Annotated in this window: 23 protein-coding genes; 13 read left to right on the top strand and 10 right to left on the bottom strand. The window is 62.2% G+C overall.

Features of this window, described 5'->3' with window-relative positions; translation table 11 throughout:
- Window positions 1-134: 134 nt before the first annotated feature.
- Complete coding sequence (locus tag NKH89_RS16695) at window positions 135-605, bottom strand: RDD family protein (RefSeq protein WP_023674465.1); 471 nt, start codon at window positions 603-605, stop codon at window positions 135-137.
- A 209-nt stretch (window positions 606-814) separates the two neighbouring features.
- On the opposite strand from NKH89_RS16695, the gene sthA reads away from it, so the two are divergent.
- Window positions 815-2,203: a Si-specific NAD(P)(+) transhydrogenase gene (gene sthA / locus NKH89_RS16690; protein ID WP_023717254.1), complete on the top strand. Its 1,389-nt coding sequence runs from the start codon at window positions 815-817 to the stop codon at window positions 2,201-2,203.
- A 9-nt stretch (window positions 2,204-2,212) separates the two neighbouring features.
- On the opposite strand, the gene NKH89_RS16685 is transcribed toward sthA, so the two are convergent.
- On the bottom strand, window positions 2,213-2,887 hold the full coding sequence (locus NKH89_RS16685) for an alpha/beta hydrolase (RefSeq protein ID WP_352481241.1): 675 nt from the start codon (window positions 2,885-2,887) through the stop codon (window positions 2,213-2,215).
- A 216-nt stretch (window positions 2,888-3,103) separates the two neighbouring features.
- Between NKH89_RS16685 and NKH89_RS16680 the strand changes: the two genes are divergently transcribed.
- A complete protein-coding gene (locus NKH89_RS16680; protein WP_023717256.1) occupies window positions 3,104-4,276 on the top strand; it encodes an OpgC family protein in 1,173 nt (390 codons plus the stop codon).
- Window positions 4,277-4,298: 22 nt separating this feature from the next.
- On the opposite strand, the gene NKH89_RS16675 is transcribed toward NKH89_RS16680, so the two are convergent.
- Entirely contained in the window at window positions 4,299-5,381 is a 1,083-nt protein-coding gene (locus tag NKH89_RS16675) for a LacI family DNA-binding transcriptional regulator (protein ID WP_023717257.1), read from the bottom strand.
- Window positions 5,382-5,547: 166 nt separating this feature from the next.
- On the opposite strand from NKH89_RS16675, the gene NKH89_RS16670 reads away from it, so the two are divergent.
- Together NKH89_RS16670 and NKH89_RS16665 are read left to right on the top strand one after the other, a co-directional pair.
- On the top strand, window positions 5,548-5,691 hold the full coding sequence (locus NKH89_RS16670; RefSeq protein ID WP_023717258.1) for a hypothetical protein: 144 nt from the start codon (window positions 5,548-5,550) through the stop codon (window positions 5,689-5,691).
- A 63-nt stretch (window positions 5,692-5,754) separates the two neighbouring features.
- Window positions 5,755-5,898 carry a hypothetical protein gene (locus NKH89_RS16665; protein WP_023717259.1) on the top strand — a complete coding sequence of 48 codons (144 nt, stop codon included), beginning with the start codon at window positions 5,755-5,757 and terminating at the stop codon, window positions 5,896-5,898.
- Window positions 5,899-5,967: 69 nt separating this feature from the next.
- On the opposite strand, the gene NKH89_RS16660 is transcribed toward NKH89_RS16665, so the two are convergent.
- Both NKH89_RS16660 and NKH89_RS16655 read right to left on the bottom strand, forming a co-directional pair.
- A complete protein-coding gene (locus NKH89_RS16660; RefSeq protein ID WP_023717260.1) occupies window positions 5,968-6,339 on the bottom strand; it encodes a DUF423 domain-containing protein in 372 nt (123 codons plus the stop codon).
- A gap of 56 nt (window positions 6,340-6,395) precedes the next feature.
- The gene (locus tag NKH89_RS16655; RefSeq protein ID WP_352909340.1) at window positions 6,396-7,655 is read right to left on the bottom strand and encodes a multidrug efflux MFS transporter; all 1,260 of its coding nucleotides are present in this window, start codon (window positions 7,653-7,655) and stop codon (window positions 6,396-6,398) included.
- 168 nt (window positions 7,656-7,823) lie between these two features.
- On the opposite strand from NKH89_RS16655, the gene NKH89_RS16650 reads away from it, so the two are divergent.
- Together NKH89_RS16650 and NKH89_RS16645 are read left to right on the top strand one after the other, a co-directional pair.
- On the top strand, window positions 7,824-8,486 hold the full coding sequence (locus tag NKH89_RS16650) for a GntR family transcriptional regulator (protein ID WP_352909338.1): 663 nt from the start codon (window positions 7,824-7,826) through the stop codon (window positions 8,484-8,486).
- 96 nt (window positions 8,487-8,582) lie between these two features.
- On the top strand, window positions 8,583-8,840 hold the full coding sequence (locus tag NKH89_RS16645; RefSeq protein WP_023674477.1) for a DUF982 domain-containing protein: 258 nt from the start codon (window positions 8,583-8,585) through the stop codon (window positions 8,838-8,840).
- Between the two features lie 52 nt (window positions 8,841-8,892).
- On the opposite strand, the gene NKH89_RS16640 is transcribed toward NKH89_RS16645, so the two are convergent.
- Window positions 8,893-9,051 (bottom strand): hypothetical protein, encoded by a 159-nt coding sequence (locus tag NKH89_RS16640; protein ID WP_023717263.1) that lies wholly within the window; start codon window positions 9,049-9,051, stop codon window positions 8,893-8,895.
- Window positions 9,052-9,174: 123 nt separating this feature from the next.
- Window positions 9,175-10,218, bottom strand: coding sequence for an aldo/keto reductase (locus NKH89_RS16635; protein ID WP_023717264.1), 1,044 nt, complete (start codon window positions 10,216-10,218; stop codon window positions 9,175-9,177).
- Window positions 10,219-10,498: 280 nt separating this feature from the next.
- Between NKH89_RS16635 and ppk2 the strand changes: the two genes are divergently transcribed.
- Window positions 10,499-11,419: a polyphosphate kinase 2 gene (gene ppk2 / locus NKH89_RS16630; RefSeq protein ID WP_023717265.1), complete on the top strand. Its 921-nt coding sequence runs from the start codon at window positions 10,499-10,501 to the stop codon at window positions 11,417-11,419.
- A gap of 51 nt (window positions 11,420-11,470) precedes the next feature.
- Here the strand turns inward: ppk2 and NKH89_RS16625 are convergent, their stop codons facing one another.
- From NKH89_RS16625 to NKH89_RS16615, 3 genes are all read right to left on the bottom strand, one after another.
- Entirely contained in the window at window positions 11,471-12,118 is a 648-nt protein-coding gene (locus NKH89_RS16625; RefSeq protein ID WP_352909336.1) for a dihydrofolate reductase family protein, read from the bottom strand.
- A 399-nt stretch (window positions 12,119-12,517) separates the two neighbouring features.
- The gene (gene hemB / locus NKH89_RS16620; RefSeq protein ID WP_023717267.1) at window positions 12,518-13,549 is read right to left on the bottom strand and encodes a porphobilinogen synthase; all 1,032 of its coding nucleotides are present in this window, start codon (window positions 13,547-13,549) and stop codon (window positions 12,518-12,520) included.
- A gap of 87 nt (window positions 13,550-13,636) precedes the next feature.
- Window positions 13,637-14,458, bottom strand: coding sequence for a DUF2066 domain-containing protein (locus tag NKH89_RS16615; protein ID WP_352495302.1), 822 nt, complete (start codon window positions 14,456-14,458; stop codon window positions 13,637-13,639).
- Between the two features lie 194 nt (window positions 14,459-14,652).
- Between NKH89_RS16615 and NKH89_RS16610 the strand changes: the two genes are divergently transcribed.
- From NKH89_RS16610 to NKH89_RS16585, 6 genes are all read left to right on the top strand, one after another.
- Window positions 14,653-15,696 (top strand): enoyl-CoA hydratase/isomerase family protein, encoded by a 1,044-nt coding sequence (locus NKH89_RS16610; RefSeq protein ID WP_352495303.1) that lies wholly within the window; start codon window positions 14,653-14,655, stop codon window positions 15,694-15,696.
- The gene (locus NKH89_RS16605; protein WP_352495304.1) at window positions 15,693-16,115 is read left to right on the top strand and encodes a DUF6163 family protein; all 423 of its coding nucleotides are present in this window, start codon (window positions 15,693-15,695) and stop codon (window positions 16,113-16,115) included. Before NKH89_RS16610 ends, NKH89_RS16605 begins: the two co-directional genes overlap by 4 nt.
- Window positions 16,116-16,318: 203 nt before the next feature.
- Window positions 16,319-16,834, top strand: coding sequence for a transcriptional regulator LdtR (gene ldtR, locus NKH89_RS16600; RefSeq protein ID WP_023674486.1), 516 nt, complete (start codon window positions 16,319-16,321; stop codon window positions 16,832-16,834).
- Window positions 16,835-17,171: 337 nt separating this feature from the next.
- Entirely contained in the window at window positions 17,172-18,425 is a 1,254-nt protein-coding gene (locus NKH89_RS16595; RefSeq protein ID WP_023717271.1) for a L,D-transpeptidase family protein, read from the top strand.
- Window positions 18,426-18,720: 295 nt separating this feature from the next.
- Window positions 18,721-20,034 carry a serine hydroxymethyltransferase gene (gene glyA / locus NKH89_RS16590; RefSeq protein WP_352856119.1) on the top strand — a complete coding sequence of 438 codons (1,314 nt, stop codon included), beginning with the start codon at window positions 18,721-18,723 and terminating at the stop codon, window positions 20,032-20,034.
- Window positions 20,035-20,102: 68 nt separating this feature from the next.
- A complete protein-coding gene (locus NKH89_RS16585) occupies window positions 20,103-20,681 on the top strand; it encodes an invasion associated locus B family protein (protein ID WP_352909334.1) in 579 nt (192 codons plus the stop codon).
- Window positions 20,682-20,797 lie beyond the last annotated feature (116 nt).

Below are 20,797 nucleotides of genomic sequence, written 5' to 3'. Positions count from 1 at the left end.
AGCCTTGGAAACACTCCTGCGAATCGCTCTACCTTTGGCGCGGACGCCGAAAAATTCAACAGGATTGTGAAAGCCTGGGTGATTGGACGTCTTCACTTTTGCGCGCAAAGGCCGCGGCCGCGCTTCAAAGCCGCTCAGCGGCCGCTGCGGCTGACGACCGTGCCGAGCAGCAGGTCGTGCAGCGTGCGCTTGCGGTCGGAAAACAGGCTCACCAGCAGGACCAGCGGCGAGAGGATGACATTGCCGGCCCAAAACAACACCGAATGGACGACGGCGGTCAGCCCGTCGATGCGGCTGCCGTCGAGCCGGTCGAGCCGGATGCCCATCATCTTCATGCCGGTGGTGGCCTGATCTTTACTGCCGAGCGTGTTCCAGATGTAGAGGATGGCGACGGCCGGCACGAGAATGGAAAACAGCATCCAGCCGAGGCCGAGCGTCAACAGCCCAAACAAGAACACCAGGATCGCGAAAGGAATGGTGAGCAGCGCGACGATGAAATAATCGATGACGAAGGCGAGAATGCGCCGCGTGCGCACGCCCTCATAGGCGCGGACGTCTTCGAGCCTGCTGGTGATGATTTCGCCGTCGAGAACGCGAGCGTTCATGTCATTTCCTCGTAATCGAACCCGGGTTAATGCACGGGCCGCGTATTGATGAAATGGTGAAGGTTCGCGGTGGAATCAAGATCGAACCATTCGCCACCGTAGATGGTGACGGAGTGCCCGGCGCCGTCTGACTTGTTGAATTCATGGCGCGGATAGCGTTAGCTTGCTGCGGCGCAACAAAAGGTGCCGAGCCGAGGGGACGGGGCGACATGGACTACGACATGCTGGTCATCGGCAGCGGCCCATCCGGGCGCCGCGCCGCGGTGCAGTCGGCCAAGCTCGGCAAGTCGGTGCTGGTGGTCGACAGGGGCCGGCGTCTCGGCGGCGTGTCGGTACACACTGGCACCATACCGTCGAAGACGTTGCGCGAGACGGTGCTCAACCTCTCCGGCTGGCGTGAGCGCGGCTTTTATGGACGCGGCTACCGGGTCAAGCAGGACATTTCGGTCGGCGATCTGGTCGAGCGCCTGCACAAGACGCTCGACCATGAGGTCGAGGTGCTGCAGCACCAGTTCATGCGCAACACGGTCAAGAGCGCTCGCGCCGCGGCAAAATTCCTCGGCCCCAATAAGGTCAGCCTGACCACCGACACCGGCGACTACAGCGAGGTTGGCTTCGCCCATGCACTGATCGCGGTCGGCACCCGGCCGCACCGGCCGCGCGACGTGCCGTTCGACAAAACACGGATTTTCGACAGCGACGAGATGCTGGAGCTCGACCGGCTGCCGCGCACGCTGACGGTGATCGGCGCCGGCGTCATCGGCGTCGAATATGCGACGATCTTTTCGGCGCTCGACGTTCCGGTGACGCTGGTCGAGCCGCGCAATACCATGTTGGATTTCGTCGACCGCGAGATCGTCGACGACTTCATCCATCAGATGCGCGACCGCGGCATGACCATCCGCTTGGGCAGCGCCGTCAAGGAGATCGCCTCCAAACCCGATTATGCCGAGGTGATGCTGGCAGACGGCCGCACCATACGTTCCGAGATGGTGCTTTATGCTGCCGGGCGTACCGGCAATGTCGGCAGCCTGGGCTTGGAAGCGGTCGGCATCGAGTCCGATTCCAGGGGCCGCATCAAGGTCGATCCGCAGACCTTCCAGACCAGCGCGCCCAACATCTATGCCGCCGGCGACGTCATCGGTTTTCCGAGCCTGGCCTCGACCTCGATGGAACAGGGCAGGGTGGCCGCCTGCCATGCGTTCGGCGTGCCCTTGCCGCCGCCGCCCGAAACCTTTCCCTACGGCATCTACGCCGTGCCGGAAATCTCCACCGTCGGCCAGTCGGAGGAGCAGGTGCGCGAGAGTGGTGCTGCCTACGAGGTCGGCGTGGCGCGGTTTCGCGAGACATCGCGCGGCCACATCATGGGCGTCAATACCGGCTTCCTGAAGCTTCTGTTCTCGATCGAAACACGCCGTCTGCTCGGCGCCCATATCGTCGGCGAGGGCGCGACCGAACTCATCCACATTGGCCAGGCGGTCATCAATCTCGGCGGCACCGTCGACTTCTTCGTCAACAACACCTTCAACTATCCGACGCTGGCCGAAGCCTACAAGATCGCCGGGCTGGACGCCTGGAACCGCATGGGGCGAGGATAGCTTCGAGGCTCATCGATCTGACGATGCAACGGCGACCGCAGGATCCGCCAGCCATTGCCTGACGATCTCGGCGTCCGGATCGCCGATTTCATGGCCGGAGGCAATGGTGTGGGTCTCGACCTTGGCGCCATGCGAACTCAGCAGGGCGGCCAACACCGCCGCGAATGGCGCATAGGTCAGGTCGGCGGCGCCGGCGATGATCAACGCCCGCGCCTTCGACAGGTCGGCCGGCGGCACCTCGTCAAGCACCGGCATCGGACGCAGCAATGCGGCGCGCTCGATCAGGCCCGGATGCAGCAGCATGACGCTTGAGACCAGATTGGCGCCGTTCGAATAACCGACAAAGGTCGCGCGGCTGAGATCGAAGCGGTGGCGCTTCGCGATGCCGTCGACGAAGCCCGCGAATGCGTCCGCCTCCGCACGGATGCTCGCCTGTTCGAAACGCGTCGGGGTGATTCGCGTGAACCAGCGGAACCCGCCCTCCTGAGGGATGCGGCCACGGACCGCAACCAGCGCCGCATGCGGCGCGATTTGCCGACCAAGCGGCAGCAAGGTCGTCTCATCGACTCCCGATCCATGCTGCAGGAACAGCCAGTCACCGGGTAAATTGGCGGGTCGATGGAGCCGGTAGAAAAAGCCTGAATTTTCCTGCAAAATACCGTCTTCGAGGCTCTCCTCGGCCATAGTCACATCCTTTTGATTTCGCGTTACTTTCGTTAGTTTGCCGGCTTCAAAACGAAATATTTTCAAGCTCCGCGAAAGTTGATTGAACCGGGCGCATTTCAGTCCGTTTCTTTGCCGATATAATCCCCCGCGGGAGGGATCGAAGCAGTGTGCGCCGGGTGGTCGCCCGGGTGGTCGCATGCCGGCATGAACAACCAGCTTTAAGGCCTTTTATCGATGACCATGCCAGTTTCGCCGGAACGCGATACGCGTATTGACGTGTTCCGGGCTCTCGCCCTCCTGACCATATTCATCGACCATGTGCCGGGCACCGTTTTCGAAACCCTGACCTACAAGAATTTCGGGTTTTCGGATGCGGCCGAGGCCTTCGTGCTGATCTCCGGCATGTCCGTCGCTCTCGCCTACGGCACCAAATTCCAGCCGGGAAACCGGCTGATTGCAACGCTGAAAATGTGGCGCCGCGCCGGCGTGCTCTATGTCACCCACATCGTCACGACGATGGTGGTCATGGCTATCTTCTGCGCGGCGGCGGTGTTTGCGAAACGGCCGGACCTTCTGACGCTGATCAACATCGAGCCGCTCGTCAGAAACCCGCCACAAGTCCTGGTCGGCATCGTCACGCTCGGCCATCAGCTCGGTTACAACAACATACTGCCGGTCTATGCAGCGCTGCTGTTGATGGCGCCGGCCTTCCTGCTGTTCATCAGCTATCGGCCACTGGCGGCGCTTGCCGTGTCCGCAGCCCTTTGGCTGCTTGCCGGAATCTACCAGATCGCGCCACCGAACTACCCGGAGCCCGGGTTCTGGTTCCTCAATCCGCTGTCATGGCAATTGCTGTTCAATATCGGCATGGCCAGCGTGTTGCATGTGCGGCGCGGCGGCACCATCCCGGTCAATCGCTGGCTGGTCGGCGCCGCCGCCGCCTATGTGCTCACGGCGCTCGTCTGGGTGCACAGCCCGCTGTGGGGGCATGTGTCATGGCTCGACCTGCCGGTGGTGCTGACCGGTTTCGACAAGACATTCCTGTCGTTGCCGCGACTGCTGCACATCCTGGCGATGAGCTACCTGGTCGTCGCCTTGCCTTCCGTCTCGAACCTGTTCCGCACCGGTCGTGACAATCCGCTCGCCATATTGGGCAAACGCTCGCTGCCGGTTTTCATTGCCGGAACGGTGATTGCCATGGCGGCGCAAGTGATGAAGCTGATCAACCCGGGCGGCATTGCCTATGACAGTCTGCTGCTCGCCGCCGGCATCGCCATGCAGTTCGCGCTCGCGTTCTATCTGGAGTGGCTGTCCGCCATCGGCTGGTCCGGCAAGGGCAAGCCGGTCCGCAACGCGCCGCCTGGCCGTCCATCCTTTGGCATCGGTCCCATGGCGGCCAATAGATAAGATTTGGAGCCGATCTGCCCAGTCAGCCTGTACTTGGCGGCGGTCCGGACGATGCCCTGACGACAAGTTCGACGTCGAGCGTTTCTCGCCGCACTGTGCCATCGAAGTCGAGGATTCTTCGCGCTGCCCGGCGGCCGATCTCGGCGATCGGCTGGGCGATGGTGGTGAGCGGAGGCTCGCAAATTGCGGCTTCAGGCACGCCGTCGAAGCCGACGACGGAAACATCGCGGGGAACCGTGATACCCCGTGCGTTGAGCCATTCCAATGCCACCATTGCGATCCGGTCCGACATCGCCAGGATGGCGGTCGGCGGTTCCGCCGAGGCGAAGATGGTTTCGAGACCAGCCCTTGTGCTCGCCTTGTCGTTTTCGGTCTCGTAGACCGGCACCTTGGCGGTGTCGACACCAAATTGGGAAAGCTCTTCGAAATAGCCGAGGAGGCGGTCACGGGTCCCGGTATAGGCTGCCGTCCGGACCTGCTCGGGCGAGACAAGTCCGGTGCTGTCGTCGGCGAAGGCCAGCGACAACACGGCGAAGCGGCGATGTCCAAGTACCGCCAGATGGTGCGCCGCCAGCCGGCCGCCGGCAACATTGTCGATACTGATCGCCGAGACCGTGTCGTCCTGCGAGCCGAACTCGAGCGCGACGAAGGGGAGCTTTCGTTCGCGTGTCAGCTCGACGAGGCGCGGACCGCCCTCGATGCAGAACAGGATGAAGCCGTCGACCAGGGCGCTCTGGATGTTCCAGGCAAGTTTTTCCTCGTTGCCAGCTGACACCAGGGCAATTCCCGCGCCGGTGGCGTCGCATGCCTCCGAGATGCCGGCCATCATCACGCGAGCAAAGGGGTCGTCGAAGAAATAGGACAGCGGCTCGGTGGTGGCGACGCCGATCGCATTGACCTTGCCGGCACGCAGCAGGCGGCCCTTTGGATCGGGGCCGGCATAGCCCAGCGCCTCGGCCGCCGCCTTGACCCGCTCGCGGACTTCCTCGCGCACGATTTCGGGACGGCTGAAGACATTGGAGGCAGTGCCGTGTGATACGCCCGCGGCTTTGGCGATGTCGGCCAGCCGGATGGGCCTCCTGCTGCCTTCGGTGAGTGATGCCATTTGTTTGTCTCCGGGATTCCGGTCCAACAGTATCGCCGATTACCTAACACCTTCCTTGGATCGATTCAAATTTTTGCTTGACATTTATGGTGCGGCGCGTATTCTTTGAATCGATCCAAGAGCGTTTTTCGTTCTACCGATTGGATCGATACAAGAGGAGAGTGCCATGCACCCCGTCAATTATCTGTTCGAGGACATTTACCGGAACGACTGGAGCATCCGCTCGAGCGCGGAGGCCCGGAAGCGGCGCGACAGGACCGGTCCGTGGATTCGCGACCTGCGTTTCCTGAAGCGACGCGAGTGGAGCTGATTGGCAGCGCATTTTTTCGCCTGCTGATTGGATCGATTCAAATAAGCTAGAGGAGATTAAGCCATGCACCCGGTCAAGCATCTGTTCGAAGACATCTATCGCAATTATTGGGGCATCTCGCCGGCTACCGAACGGCCGGAGCGACGGCGTGTGGTCAAGACGACCAAGCGCGACGGGCAAGTCCGGCTCGAACGTCCGCGAGACTGAGCTGGCAAGACAGAGCTCGTGGATCGAGCGCGGCTGGTGAAAGAGCAGCGGCCGCCATTGGTTGTCGCATCAATGGCGGCGCGGGCGCACCAGCGCCGAGGCGGCCATCACCAGCCAGCCGCCGATCAGCAAGGTGCCGCCGATCGGCGCCGACATCGGGAACAGCCGCGAGCCGAGGAAGTCGCGAGCGAGGAGATCTCCCGAGAACAGCAGAAGCCCGACGAGGAGGATGAGGCTTCCGCTTCGCAGGATGGTATTGCCACCGAGCAGCCCGACGGCAAGCAAAACCGGCGCATGCATGAGCAGGAAGGACGCGGCCGTACCGACGAAAGCGCCGCCGAGATGCGCCGACGCCGCCGAAAGCGCCACGCCGGTTGCGCCGCATAGGCCGCCGGCAAAAATCAGAATGCGGCTGCCTGCCGCGTGTTCATCCGTGCTCATTTTCCAGGCCTCCGTAATTGCTGGCGACCGCCTGAGATAGCGCTGCGCGAACCGTGTCAGGATTTGCCGGCTTCCGCCAGCATGTCGCGTTCGCGGCGCGACTGGACCAGCCAGTTATAGGCCGCTCCGCCCGCCATCAGCACGGATGTGCCGAGAAACACCGCGCGCATGCCGAAATGGCCACCAACGAAGCCGCCGAGCAACGGTCCGGCGACCTGCCCGACATATTGCGCCGAGATCGACAAGCCCAGCACATTGCCGCCGACGCCGTCAGGCACATTGTGGCGGATGACGCTGGTGATGCAGGGCAAAAGACCGCCAAGCGCCATGCCCATCAGGAAACGCAGGCCGACGAGCTGCCAGCCTTGCGTGACGAAGGCCTGCGGGATCAGGAGCAGCGCCGAGACTGCGAGCGCGGCAACGATGACGTTCCAGTGGCCGATACGGTCGGCGAGCTTGCCGAGCCGCGACGCCGACAGGATGGCGCCGAGCGCTGCCGCCGACATGACGATGCCGGAGACCAGCGTGACCTGGCTCGGATCTTCGATGAGCTGCTGGACATAGACGGTGATGATCGGCTCGATCGACATGGTGGCGAAACTCAACAGCGTCCCGGTCGCCAGCATGGCGACGACGGGGCGCTTGTCGGGAATTTGCGACCAGCCGCCTTTCGCCTTTTCTTCTGACGCGGCCTTGGCGGCAACCGGGCGAGGGGCCTCCTTGATCAGCAAGGTGGTTGCCAGAAAGGCCAGGAAAATGACGCCGCCGGCGAGCAGGAATGTGGCGCGGATGCCAATCAGCGGCGGCAGCGCGCCGCCGAGCAGCGGGCCGACCAGGGCACCGGCCGTGATTCCGGCCGACAGCACGCCCAGCGCCCAGCCGGAGCGATCCTTCGGCGTCTGCATGGCAACCAGGATGGTCGAGCCCGAAGAATAGCCGCCGGCAAAGCCGATCAGCAGGCGCAAGAACACCAATTGCCAGACAGTCTGCACCATGCCGGTCAGCGACATGCACATCGCCATGCCGAAACTGGCGCGCACCAGCATCAGTTTGCGGCCGTAGCGGTCGCCTAACCGCCCCCACAGGGGTGCGACCAGCGCGGCAGCAAGGAAAGTGGCGCCGTAGGCGATGCCCGACCACTGCACGATCGCCGCATGGCCCTCGGCGCCCAGCTGTTCGACGTAGAGCGGCAGGAACGGCAACAGCAGCGTCATCGCTGCGAGCGTGCTGAACGAGCCGGCAAAACACACGGCGAGATTGCGGCGCCAGTGGACGTTATGCGTGCCTTGCACGGCGAGGGTGGCGTCTTGCGGCATGTCAGAGACTGCTGTCGTTGGGTTGCTGCGGATACCATTTTGGGATACCAAACTGGTATCCGGCATGGACGCAAGGCTGGTCGCTGTCAATGCGGTCCCTGCAAAGTGATCGCCAGTAATGGCCGGTGAGCAGAGGGCCAATGAACCGGCTCCAACAACGGAACGCCAATGTCGCAGATGCAGAACGTCGAAAAGCAGCTTCGCGAGATGATCCTCGGGCTCGAGATCGGTCCCGGCGAGCGGCTGACGGAGCGCTGGGTCGAAAGCCGCTTCGGCGCCTCGCGCACGCCGGTCAGGGCGGCGTTACTGCGGCTCGAGACCGAAGGCCTGATCTGCCGCGACGGCCGCGGCTGGACGGTCTCGCCCATCAATCTTGCCGAGCTGGAGCAGATCGCCGTCTATCGCGAGGCGGTCGAGGTCGCGGCAGTCAGGCTGACTTGTGCCTTGCAGGACAGGGGTGCCGTCGAAATCATCGAGGCGATGCTCGATTCCTGCGACGACCAGACGCCGCGCGAGGAATGGCATCGTGTCGGCATGGATTTTCATATCGAGCTGGCGCGCCTGTCAGGCAACGAGTTCCTGTTCAGAGCGGTTCGTGATGCGATGACGCGCCTGTCGCGCGCCCGCTGGCTCGAGGTTCGCGACGAGGCAGCGCTTGGCCGTGCCTGGGCCGAACACCATGACATTCTGTCGGCGGTGCGGGCCGGCGATGCCGACGGGGCCGCCTGCCTGCTTTCATCTCATATCGACGGTAGCCGCGACCGGCTGGTCACGTCGTTGCGCGCAGACCGGCGCGGCCTGCGCGCCAGGGGATTTGCCGTCGTCGCTTGAGTGAGGATCGGCGGCCATTGATCACGAAAAAGGCAGATGAGCGAAGAAAGCTACTTTCGGTCTCGCTTCGCAAATGCCGATGGCGTAAGAGCGGCGATGGAAAACAACCGATTTGACACACCCGTGACCGTCAAGGGCGCGGCGGGAAGCAATCAGCTCTTGCGTACGGCCCGCGAGGCTTCCGACTACCTCCTCAACAATTGGCCCGGCAAGCGCAGCCCCAAGCACCGCGAAGCGCTGCAAGCCTGTCATGATGCGCTGGCCGGCGACAAGCCGGCCATGAACGCAAGACGGGCCTTCATTGCCGCCGCCCGCGAAGTGAACGTCTTCGTCAGCGACAAGGCGCCGGCCTGAGGCATAGCGGGGACTTGATCGAGACCCGGGCCGCCTGACAGGCCTGATATCATCACTCGGCCGTTTCGGTGTTGGTTTGGGACTCGCTTTCGCCCTCGGGCTTCGAGCGCTCCTTGGCCGCGACCTTGGCAGCCTGCTTTTCCGCCTTCTTGGCAGCCTTCTGCCGGTCGCGTTCCTTGCGTTCCTGACCGTAGTTCGGTGCTCGTGGCATATCGTTTCCTTTCATTGTGCTTGGCCTTTGCCTAGGAGCATTGGGCCACAAACACAACACCGCAAGGCACGATCGGCTCCATATCTCGTCGCAGTCCGGGGAGCCCCGCTTCAGGGCGTTTTTTCAGGCGCCGTCCCGGTCGAGGACGAGATCGGCGGGCCCGAACCGGTCCTTTGCCGTGAATTGCTGGTGCCAGTAGGGATAGAGCACGGGCGGCCTGCTGACCACGTCGAGGCGTGTGCGCTCCTCATCGCCGAGCACCAGGCTTGCAGCAGCGATATTGTCCTTGAAATGCGCTTCGGTTCGTCCGCCGATCACCAGCGAACTGACGGCGGGCCGGCCAAGCAACCAGGCAAGCGCCACCTGCGCTGCCGACACGCCGTGGTTCTTGCCGATATCGATCAGCACGTCGACGATCCGCCACAGCCGGTCCTCGTCGCGGATCGGCGGTTCCGACCAGCCGCTGAGCTGGCGGGCGGTCGGCTGGTCACGGTGATATTTGCCGGACAGCAATCCGCCGGCGAGCGGGCTCCAGACCAGCACGCCGAGCCCCTGGTCGACCGAGATCGGCAACAATTCATACTCGGCCTCGCGGGCTTCCAGAGTGTAGTGGATCTGCTGGGTGACGAAGCGCGGCTGGTGATGACGGTCACTGATACCGAGCCCCTTCATCACCTGCCAGCCGGAATAATTGGAACAGCCGACATAGCGGACCTTGCCCTGCGCGACCAGCGTGTCGAGCGCGGCGATGGTTTCCTCGAGCGGTGTCAGGCCATCCCACTCGTGCAGGAAATAGATGTCGATGACATCGGTCCTGAGGCGCTTCAGGCTCCTCTCGCATTCGCGGATCAGATGATAGCGCGACAGGCCTTCATCATTGGGGCCTTTGCCGATCCGCATGCGCGCCTTGGAGGCGATCAACACGTCGCCCTTGCGCTTGCCGCCGAGCGCCTCGCCGATGATCTCCTCTGACACCCCGTTCGAATAAACGTTGGCGGTGTCGATGACGTTGATGCCGGCATCGATGCAAAGGTCGATCATCCGGCGCGCCTCGTCGAGATCGGTCTTGCCGACCGCCGAAAACGCACCGCCGCCGCCGAACGTCATGGTGCCCATGGTCAGCGTCGAAACCTTCAGCCCGGAACGGCCGAGAGTGCGGTATTCCATGTCGTATCCTCATGATTTTATCGGGAAAGGGCGTTTCAAACGACAGCCCTGAATGAACCGGGCATTTGTAGGATAATTCGTTCCGCTTGTCGCCCGTGTTGCAGGGCAACATCGATCACATCTTACGGATTGGACGCGCAGCCAGCGCAACAGCGGCTGCAATAAAACCGTCATTGCTGGCCTATACTAACATCGGTTCAGCGCTTCGATTTCCGGCCGCCGGGCCGGGCGGCAGAGCGCCTGACAGCGGCCGACACGGCCTGTAAGCGGAGCAGCGCAAATGACCGAGATAAAACAGAATTCCCCGGCCAGGGACTGGCTGGAAGCGGAACTCGCCGACACGCTCGACGAAGATTATGAGCTGGAAATCTCTGAGCCGGCGCTGTCGATGGAGATCGCCAAGATCTATAAGAATGCGCATCCGCCATCGATCGACCGCCTGCAATATTTTCGGGATCTAATCACGCTGCAATCCGAATTGATCAAGCTGCAGTCCTGGGTCGCCTATCACAAGAAGAAGCTCGTCGTGGTATTCGAGGGCCGCGACTCGGCGGGCAAGGGTGGCGTCATAAAGCGCATCACCCAGCGGCTCAATCCGCGCATCTGCCGCGTCGTAGCACTACCGGCGCCGACCGAGCGCGAGAAGTCGCAATGGTATTTCCAGCGCTACGTTCCGCATCTGCCGGCCGGCGGTGAGATCGTGCTGTTCGACCGCTCCTGGTACAACCGCTCCGGCGTCGAGCGGGTGATGGGCTTTGCCCAGCCGGATCAGGTCGAGGAGTTCTTTCGCGACGTGCCGGATTTCGAACGCATGCTCCTCCGCTCAGGCATTACGCTTGTCAAATACTGGTTTTCGATCACCGATGAGGAGCAGCAGATGCGCTTTTTGATGCGCATCCACGACCCGATGAAGCAATGGAAATTGTCGCCGATGGACCTCCAGTCGCGCGTGCGCTGGGAGCAGTACACCAAGGCCAAGGAAGAAACCTTCGCCCGCACCAACATCCCGGAAGCTCCCTGGTTCATCGTCGAGGGCAACGACAAGAAGCGGGCGCGGCTGAATTGCATCGACCATCTCCTCAAGCAAATGCCCTATGAGGAGGTGCCGCACGAGGAGATCACACTACCGGAGCGCGTCTTCAATCCCGAATACGAACGTCAGGTGCTGCCGCGCGAACTGTATGTGCCGGAGAAATACTGACTAAAGCAGCGAGGAGGGGCGCTGCCTCCGTGGGCAGCGCCCTGCAACAAGCTAGGCGCGCTCGATGATGACATGCGTGGCCTTCGGCGTCGCGACCTGCTCGCTGCAGCGGTAGCCGAGCTTGGGCATGTCGATGCCGGCAAAAAGGCTCTCGCCTGCGCCGAGCAGGACAGGTGAGATCGCCAGATGCATCTCGTCGATGAGCTTTTCCTTGAGATACTGCCGGATCGTAGAAACGCCACCGCCCAGCCGTACATCCTTGCCGTCAACCACTGCTTTCGCCTTCTCCAGCGCTGAGTGGATGCCGTCGGTCACGAAATAGAAGGTCGTGCCGCCCTCCATGACAATGGGATCCCGCTGATGGTGCGTCAGCACGAAGACCGGCACGTGGTATGGCGGATTGTCTCCCCACCAGCCTTTCCAGCTCTCGTCAGGCCACTCGCCGCGGATCGGCCCGAACATGTTGCGGCCGAGGATCCAGGCGCCGACATTCTCGAAGCTGCGCGCCGCGAACGCCTCGTCAGTGTCCGTGGTCCCGCCATCCTTGCCGAGAACCATCTTGCGGAAGGTGCGGGTGCCGAACATCCATTCGTGCAGGGCTTCCCCGCCAACACCCAGCGGGTTCTTCAGGTCTTGGTCGGGACCGGCGCCGAAGCCGTCGATCGACAAGGTGAAAGCGCTGACGCGAAGTTTGGACATGAGAGCCTCCTTGATAACCAATTGTGAGATGCAAGCAGTTATCGGGTAGCTTAACTGATTGCATTTTGCAAGCGGTTTTTTGAATCGCCGGGGCCAATCGCTTCCAAATCATGTTGGAATGACCAATCTCAATGTTGGCGCCGCCCCTCATCCGCCTGCCGGCACCTTCTCCCCGTATAGTGACGGGGCGAAGGGGCTGGCCGCAACCTCGGCGATGTTTTTGCAACGCTGGAGATTGGCGAAATCTTTTGCGAACGCGTCTTTCTCCCCGTCACTATACGGGGAGAAATGCCCGGCAGGGCAATGAGGGGCAGCGCAAACCTGAAGCGATTGCCTGCGGTGGCCATGTCGCGCTTTGGACGAAGGAACGTTACTCGATGTGGGCGCTACGGAGGCGCATCACCCCTTCAGCATCTCAGCCACTTCCGGCGCGAAATAGGTCAGGATGCCGTCGCAGCCGGCGCGCTTGAAGGCCAGCAGCGATTCAAGCATCGCCTTTTCCCCGTCGATCCAGCCATTGGCGGCGGCGGCCTTGATCATCGAATATTCGCCCGACACTTGATAGGCGAAGGTCGGCATCTGCAACTCGTCCTTCAGCCGGCGGATGATGTCGAGATAGGGCAGGCCGGGCTTGACCATCAGCATGTCGGCGCCCTCGGCGAGATCCTGCTCGGCCTCGCGCACCGCTTCGTCGGAATTGGCGTGATCGATGTAATAGGTCTTCTTGTCGCCCTTGAGCAGGCCGGCGGTGCCGACCGCCTCGCGGTAGGGGCCGTAAAAGGCGGATGCGAACTTGGTCGCATAGGACATGATCGCTACATCCTGAAACCCATTGGCGTCCAGCGCATCGCGGATGGCACCGATCCGGCCGTCCATCATGTCCGAGGGGGCGATGATGTCGGCCCCTGCCGCCGCCTGGATGACGGCTGCTGCCGTCACCTGCTCCACCGTTTCATCATTGACGATAATGCCGTCGCGCAAGATGCCGTCATGGCCATGCGAGGTGAACGGGTCCAGCGCCGCGTCGGTGATGATGCCGATCTCCGGCACCGCGCGCTTGATGGCGCGGGTGGCGCGGTTGATGATGTTTTCCGGATCGAGGATGTGCGAACCGGTCTGATCGCGCAGGCCGAGCTCGACATTGGGGAAAGTGGCGATCGCCGGAATGCCAAGCTTAGCCGCGCGCTCAGCCTCCTTGACGGCGAGGTCGAGCGACAGGCGGAAGACGCCGGGCATGGCGGCGATCGGTTCGCGCACTTGTCTGCCGTCGACGACAAAGATCGGCCAGATCAGATCGTCGACCGAGAGCCGGTTCTCCTGGACAAGGCGTCGCGACCAATCGGCCTTGCGCATGCGCCGCAGCCGCCGGCTGCCGGTGATCTCGTCGACGCTGCGCGCGCCGGCAGGCTTTGCAGGGGTGAATTTGTTCATCGCCAAAACTCCGGATCGGGCGACTTTTACCACGAGCCTCCGCTGCTGACCAATGCGACACGATTGTGCCAGCGGTCCTGTCGGGCGCTATTCTGGTTGGCCATTGCCTGACAGGATCTGCGCAGCACCCCGCATGGCGACGCGGAATGCCTCGTCGAAGTTGACGCCGCGCACTTGCCACTTGTAGGTCTTGCCGGCCATGGCAAGCCGCCAATCGGCGATCCAGCCCAACTCCTTGTCGCTCCAGACCAGGCTGCCGGCCAAGAGCTCTTGGTTGCCGACAGTTCTCGCCAGCAATTCGGGTGAGAGCGCACGCACCTGTTCGAAAATCGCCCCGGTTTTTACCAGAGCGGCCTTGCTTGGAATGACGATCTTCATCGCCAACGGTCCGGCTGCCGATTGAAAGGACTCTGCCATATAGGGGCTTTCGTCTCCGTCGCTCGCCAAGACAAAATGCTGGCGTGCATCTTGCACAGCCAGCAGTACCGAGATGATCGGCCGCTCGCCGAGCCACGGCTTGCTGCCGAGCTCAGCAAGCACTTTATCGATCACCGGCGGCGTGTACTGGCAAGTGAGATCGTGCGGCCGGTCGTACGTGCCTTGATCATCATGGTTTGGAATACCTTCCATGCGATCGCGGTAGCGGAAGCTGCTGACGAAGCTGCCGGCCTTGTCGCGCAGTGCTGTCATCTGAGGTTTCGCCGGCAGGCGCTGGTCGCCGGATACCCGCACCAGCACTTTGTCGAGGCAGACCTTGAAGCCGGCCTGACGATGTTCTTCTCCCTGACCATTGACGATGGTTTGCGACTGGTAGAGTTCGGCGAGGCTTGTCGCCAAGGCTGGATGGCCAGCCAGGCAGGTGCCGATCAACCCGATTGCCATCAGCGCAGGGCGCGAAAATCGAATCATAGACGACGTCCCGTCGGTGCGCGTTGCAACGCGCCTGCCATGACTTTTTCGTCATTGCTGCCTCTAGCCATCGATTGTTAGCACCGGCGTCCGGTCCGGGCCAGAGGCTGCGCTGGCGTGCCCGCCATTGACGCGGCCATGCGCCACGCTTTAGCACTTCACTCCCGGCGGGGCGCGGGGAGGGTTCTCTGGCGATGGATTTTGGCGGAGGCGACGAGATTCGCTTCGAAAGATTGGGCAGGGCCGGCGTCGTCACGCTGACGCGGCCGCAGGCGCTCAATGCCGTAACCCACCGCATGGTCAAGGCGCTGGACAAGGCGCTGCGCAGCTGGGAGCGTGACGACGGCATTGATGTCGTTGTCGTCAAGGCCGAGGGCAGGGCGTTTTCGGCAGGCGGCGACATCCTTCATATCTATGAGGCCGGCCGGGCAGGAAAGCCTCCGGTCGATTTCTTCGCCGACGAATACCGGCTGAACGCCCGTATCGCCCGTTTCAAAAAACCCTATGTCGCGCTGATCGACGGCATCGTCATGGGCGGCGGCGTCGGCATCTCCTTCCATGGCTCGCAGCGGGTGCTGACCGAGAACGCCCAGTTCGCCATGCCCGAGGTCGGCATTGGCTTTTTCCCGGATGTCGGCGCCAGCCATCTGTTGCCGGATCTCGGCGGCAGCTTCGGCATGTATCTGGCGCTGACCGGCAACCGCATCCGCCATGGCGATGCTTTGTGGTCGGGCCTGGCCACGCATACGATCAGAGCGGAGGATCAAGCTGGCTTTCTCGACCGGCTGGCGGCAAGCGGCGACCCGGAATCGGTGCTGCGCGGCTGCTTCGTCCCGGCCAAACGCGAGACCGACATGCCGACGCTCGAAGCCATCGCCAGGCATTTCGCGCAGCCGTCGCTGGCCGATATCGTCGCCAGCCTGGAGCGGGCAGCCACTGCCGACGAGTTCGCGGCAAAGACGCTGGCCACCATCCGCACCCGGTCGCCGACCAGCCTGCATGTCGCCTGGCGCCAGATCAGCGTCGGGCAGACGTTGTCGATGGACGAGTGCATGAAAATGGAGTTCCGTATCCTCAACCGCATGCTTGCCGGGCACGACTTCTATGAAGGCATCCGCGCTGCCATCATCGACAAGGGCTCGACGCCGCAATGGCGGCCGGCAGGCATCGATAACGTCAGCGCCGTGGACGTCGAAGCCTATTTCGCACCGCTCGGCGAACGGGAACTGAAGCTGTGAGCGACGTCGCCTCGAGACGCGTGGTGCTGCAGCCCTCGACGGTCGAGGTCATCTTCGCCTGGTTCCAGCGCGTCATCGCCGGCTACTGCCTGCTGTTCGGCATCTTGTACTGGATCCGGCTGATCGGCTTTTACCCCGGCCCGTTGTGGCGCTTCGACCTGATGCCGGTGCACTGGCAGGTGGCGGCGGTGGTGCTGGCGGTGTTTTTTCCATTCGCCGCCGCCGGCCTGTGGATGCTGGCGTCCTGGGGGCCGGTGATCTGGTTCATCTGCGCGGTGACCGAGACGGTCATGTATGCCGGCTTCCCCGAGCTGTTCGGCCACCGGCTGCTGATCGTCGCCTCGCATCTTGCGGTGGCGCTGCTCTACATCGTATTCCGCGTGGTGATCTGGATCCAGAAGCGGCAGGCCCGGCGATAGCAATTCCGGTCAAGGATCGGTGGCTAAATCTTTAGGTTAATTATCCTTGCTCGGGTGACCGTCCGTTAAGCCTCTTTCGAAACCCCTTACCGGTAAGCTCTTGTTAGCCTTGGCGTTTAAGTCGAATTTTATGAGTATTCGATAGTGTCGTGATCAAGGTGAAGAACAAAAAATCACCGGGCGACAAACGAGAGGCAAAGACAATGATCAATTCGCGTCCGGCGGCGAAGACCGCCAACGTATCCGATGACCGCCGCGAGGCGATCCGTTCGCTGTACATGGAATCGCTGCAGTTGGTCGAACGGCTGCATCGCCGTCTGCTTGACGTGATCAAGGACGAATTCGACCGCAACGGCCGCTCCGACATCAACGCCATCCAGGCGCTGCTCCTGTTCAACATTGGCAATTCGGAGCTGACCGCCGGCGAACTGCGCTCGCGCGGCTACTATCTCGGCTCGAATGTCTCCTACAATCTGAAGAAGCTGGTCGATCTCGGCTTCATCAATCACCAGCGCTCGCGCATCGACCGCCGTTCTGTGCGGGTTTCGCTGACGCCGAAGGGCAATGAGGTGGCGGAGGTCGTCGCCGGCCTATATGAGCGCCATGTCGGCTCGATCGAGCAGGTCGGCGGCATCAACACCGAAGAGTTCAAGCAGATGAACCGCGCCCTCCAGCGGCTGGACCGGTTCTGGAACGATACCATCGCATACCGGATGTAATCGCACCCGCTGCATCAAGATCTGAAGCTGGACCACGGAAGCGCTCCCGCGGAGCGGACCAAAGGCCGATGCCGAAAAGCACCGGTCTTTCCGTTTCGTCAGGCCGGCCGATCCAAATTCGAGCAACAGCCACGTTGCCGCCATATTCCAGTGGAACCGAAGATGCGGGTGATGCTGGGGCCAAAGCCGTGCATTTGTCCTGTGCTCAAATCACTTCCATGTGTTTTTACACCGAAGTGATGCGGGCCATGGTTGGCTAATTGTTAAGAAGCCAACTCTAGAGTGCGGGCGAGACCGCCCGGTAGGTTGAATTGTAGCAAGAATGTCTGGACCGCCCATGAGAACCAGCCGCCGTTTCTTCCTTTCAGGAGCCTCCGCGCTCGCAGCCGCTATGGTCGCCGGCCGCGCCAGTGCGCAGGATGTGATCGGGGATATCCTGAAATCCTCGGCCCGCGGCAATTGGGACGACCAGTTCGACGCCCGCCCCAGCCAGGGCGGCAAGGTGGCCTCGACGCTGCCGATCTTCAGCCTGCAGACCGTTTCGTTCACCGAGCAGGCGGTCGCGCAATACCAGAACATTGTCGCCCAGGGCGGCTGGGAGCCGGTTCCCGACACCAAGAAATTGCAGCTCGGCGTCGACGATCCGGACGTGGTCCCGCTGCGCAAGCGTCTGATGATTGCGGGCGATCTGGCGCAGAGCGCCGGCATTTCGACAGCCTTCGATTCCTATGTCGACTCCGCGGTCAAGCGCTTCCAGGCGCGCCATGGCCTGCCTGCCGACGGGACGCTGGGCCAATATTCTTATGCCGCGATGAATGTTTCGGCGCCAATTCGGCTCGGCCAGTTGCAGACCAATCTGCAGCGGCTGCGCGAGCGCGCCGGCACGCTGGGCAACCGTTACGTGCTGGTCGACATCCCGGGCGCCCAGATCGAAGCCGTTGAGAACGATCGCGTCGTGCTGCGCCATACCGCAATCGTCGGCAAAATCGACCGGCAGACGCCGATCGTCAATTCCAAGATCAACGAGATCATCGTCAATCCCTACTGGAACGCGCCGGTCTCGATCGTGCGCAAGGACATCATTCCGCTGATGCGGAAGGACCCCAACTATCTCAAGGACAGCCACATCCGTCTGTTCGCGCCGGATGGCAGCGAGGTTGATCCGCTGACCGTCGACTGGTCGACCGACGACGCCGAGAAGTACCGCTTCCGCCAGGATCCGGGCGCTGGCAACGCCATGGCCTCGGTCAAGATCAATTTCCCCAGCCCGGACGGCGTCTACATGCACGACACGCCGCAGCAGAGCCTGTTCGGCAAGATGATGCGCTTCGATTCCTCGGGCTGCGTGCGCGTCCAGAACGTGCGCGACCTCGTCACCTGGATTCTGCGCGATACGCCGGGCTGGAATCGCCAGCACTTCGAGGCGGCGATCAAGAGCGGCGAGAACGTCCCGGTGCAGGTCACCAATCCGGTGGCGGTCTATTTCCTCTACATCTCGGCCTGGTCGACGGGGCCGGGCGTGGTGCAGTTCCGCGACGACATTTACGGCCTTGACGGGGCCAACGAGCTGCAGATCACATCCGCGCTCTAAGCAGCTGAGCTCATTTGCAAAAGGCCGCCGCAAGGGCGGCCTTTTTTATTGTCGTCGTCGTTCTCTGAGCTTTGCGCATGATTCCGAAAATCGGCTCGCCACGGATCACATGCAAACCATGCGGCGCTGTTCAGGAAATCACGCGAAGCCCTGCTGTCGGCCGGCAGGCGAGGAAATAATGTGCTTTCAGGGCGCTGGCGCAATCCGGCCAGCAAATTTCGCGCAGCAAACGTGGCGGGCCGAAAGCAACTGTGTTAATGGCGCGACAGACCCCGAACCTTGAGGATTTCAGCCCATGGCAACAGCAGCGGCAGTGTCGAACAAATTCGAATCCTTCTTCGAAACCACGCTTGCCGATGCCGACCCCGAGATTTTCGGCGCCATCCGCAACGAACTCGGCCGCCAGCGCCATGAGATCGAGCTGATTGCCTCGGAAAACATCGTCTCGCGCGCCGTGCTCGAGGCGCAAGGGTCGATCATGACCAACAAATATGCCGAGGGCTATCCGGGCAAGCGCTACTATGGCGGCTGCCAATTCGTCGATGTCGCCGAGGAACTGGCCATCGAACGCGCGAAAAAGCTGTTCGGCTGCAACTTCGCCAACGTCCAGCCGAATTCCGGCAGCCAGATGAACCAGGCGGTGTTCCTGGCGTTGCTGCAGCCCGGCGACACCTTCATGGGCCTCGACCTCAATTCCGGCGGCCACCTGACGCATGGCTCGCCTGTCAATATGAGCGGCAAATGGTTCAAGGTTGTCTCCTATGGCGTGCGCAGGGAAGATCATCTGCTCGACATGGATGCGATCGAGAAGACCGCCCATGAGACCAAGCCGAAATTGATCCTGGCCGGCGGCACCGCCTATTCACGCGTCTGGGACTGGAAGCGTTTTCGCGAGATTGCCGATTCGATCGGTGCCTATCTGATGGTCGACATGGCCCACATCGCCGGCCTGGTCGCCGGCGGCGTGCATCCTTCGCCGCTGCCGCATGCTCATGTGGTGACCACCACGACGCACAAATCGCTGCGTGGGCCGCGCGGTGGCATGATCCTTTGCAATGACGAGGAGATTGCCAAGAAGATGAATTCGGCCGTCTTCCCCGGCCTGCAGGGCGGACCGCTGATGCATGTCATCGCCGCCAAGGCGGTGGCTCTGGGCGAAGCGCTGAACCCGAGCTTCAAGATATATGCGGAGAGCGTCGTCGCAAATGCCAAGGCGCTGGCCTCCAGCCTGCAGGAAACCGGTCTCGACATCGTCTCCGGCGGTACCGACAACCATCTGATGCTGGTCGATCTGCGTCCCAAGAACGCCACCGGCAAGCGCGCCGAAGCTGCCCTTGGCCGCGCTAACATCACCTGCAACAAGAACGGCATCCCCTTCGATCCGGAAAAGCCCTTCGTGACCTCGGGCGTTCGGCTCGGCACGCCGGCCGGCACCACGCGCGGCTTCGGCCAGGCCGAGTTCCGTGAGATCGGCAAGCTGATCGCCGAAGTGCTGGATGGACTGAAGGTCGCCAATTCCGATGAGGGCAATGCGGCCGTCGAGACAGCCGTGAAGGCCAAGGTGGCGGCATTGACGGATCGTTTTCCGCTTTATCCGTATCTTGGTTGACCGACGCTAGTGACCTCCATGTGCGGGACAATCCCGGTGCGACAGCAAGGCACCTGCGGAGAAGCTCAATGATGCCAACTTTCCGTTTCGCCGGCTTTGGTGCCTTGCTGGCATCGGCTATCTTGCAGCTGTCCGGCCTCGCCTTGGCACAGACCGAGCCGACCCCGGCAGCACCCAAGACAGAGACCTTCGGCAGGTGGTCCACCACGGTGGACGAGGTCAACACCGGTGAGGATGTGCGCAAGACCTGCGCCGCCTCGACGGTCTTTTTCGACGCAAACGGCACCAGCGGCACCCTTACGCTAGCCATCTCGAATGGCGACGTACTGCCGCCCGAGGGCTTTCCGAGCCTCATCATCGCCGTGAGAAACGGTGACTTGCCTAAGGGCGACAACATCCCGGCGGTGTTCCGCGACGTCAACGACAAGATCAAGGCTGGTTTTCATCTTATCGCCGACGGCCAGTGGATAGTGAACAACAAGCCCGAGACAACCCTCGCCATACTGCGTGCCATGCGCCGTACCAGCGCCCTCGATGTCAGCTTCGCCGACAAGCCGGTCGCGACCATATCGATGGACGGCTTCACCAAGGCCTATCGCTATCTCGGCACGTCCTGCGGCTTCCCGACCGGCGACGTCGCTCCCTGATTGGCGGATTGCCGTCCAACTGATTGCCGCTCTCGCAATTTTCCTCGTGCCTCGCTATCTCTGAGACGCGATCGGTCATCGGCCATACTTTGCCATCGTGGCAAAAACCTCTAAGC

The organism is Mesorhizobium sp. M0923 (assembly GCF_040319365.1).
In the GTDB taxonomy this organism is placed as follows: domain Bacteria; phylum Pseudomonadota; class Alphaproteobacteria; order Rhizobiales; family Rhizobiaceae; genus Mesorhizobium.
Note: the sequence above shows the minus strand (reverse complement) of the source record. Positions and strands in the feature narration are given on the sequence as shown.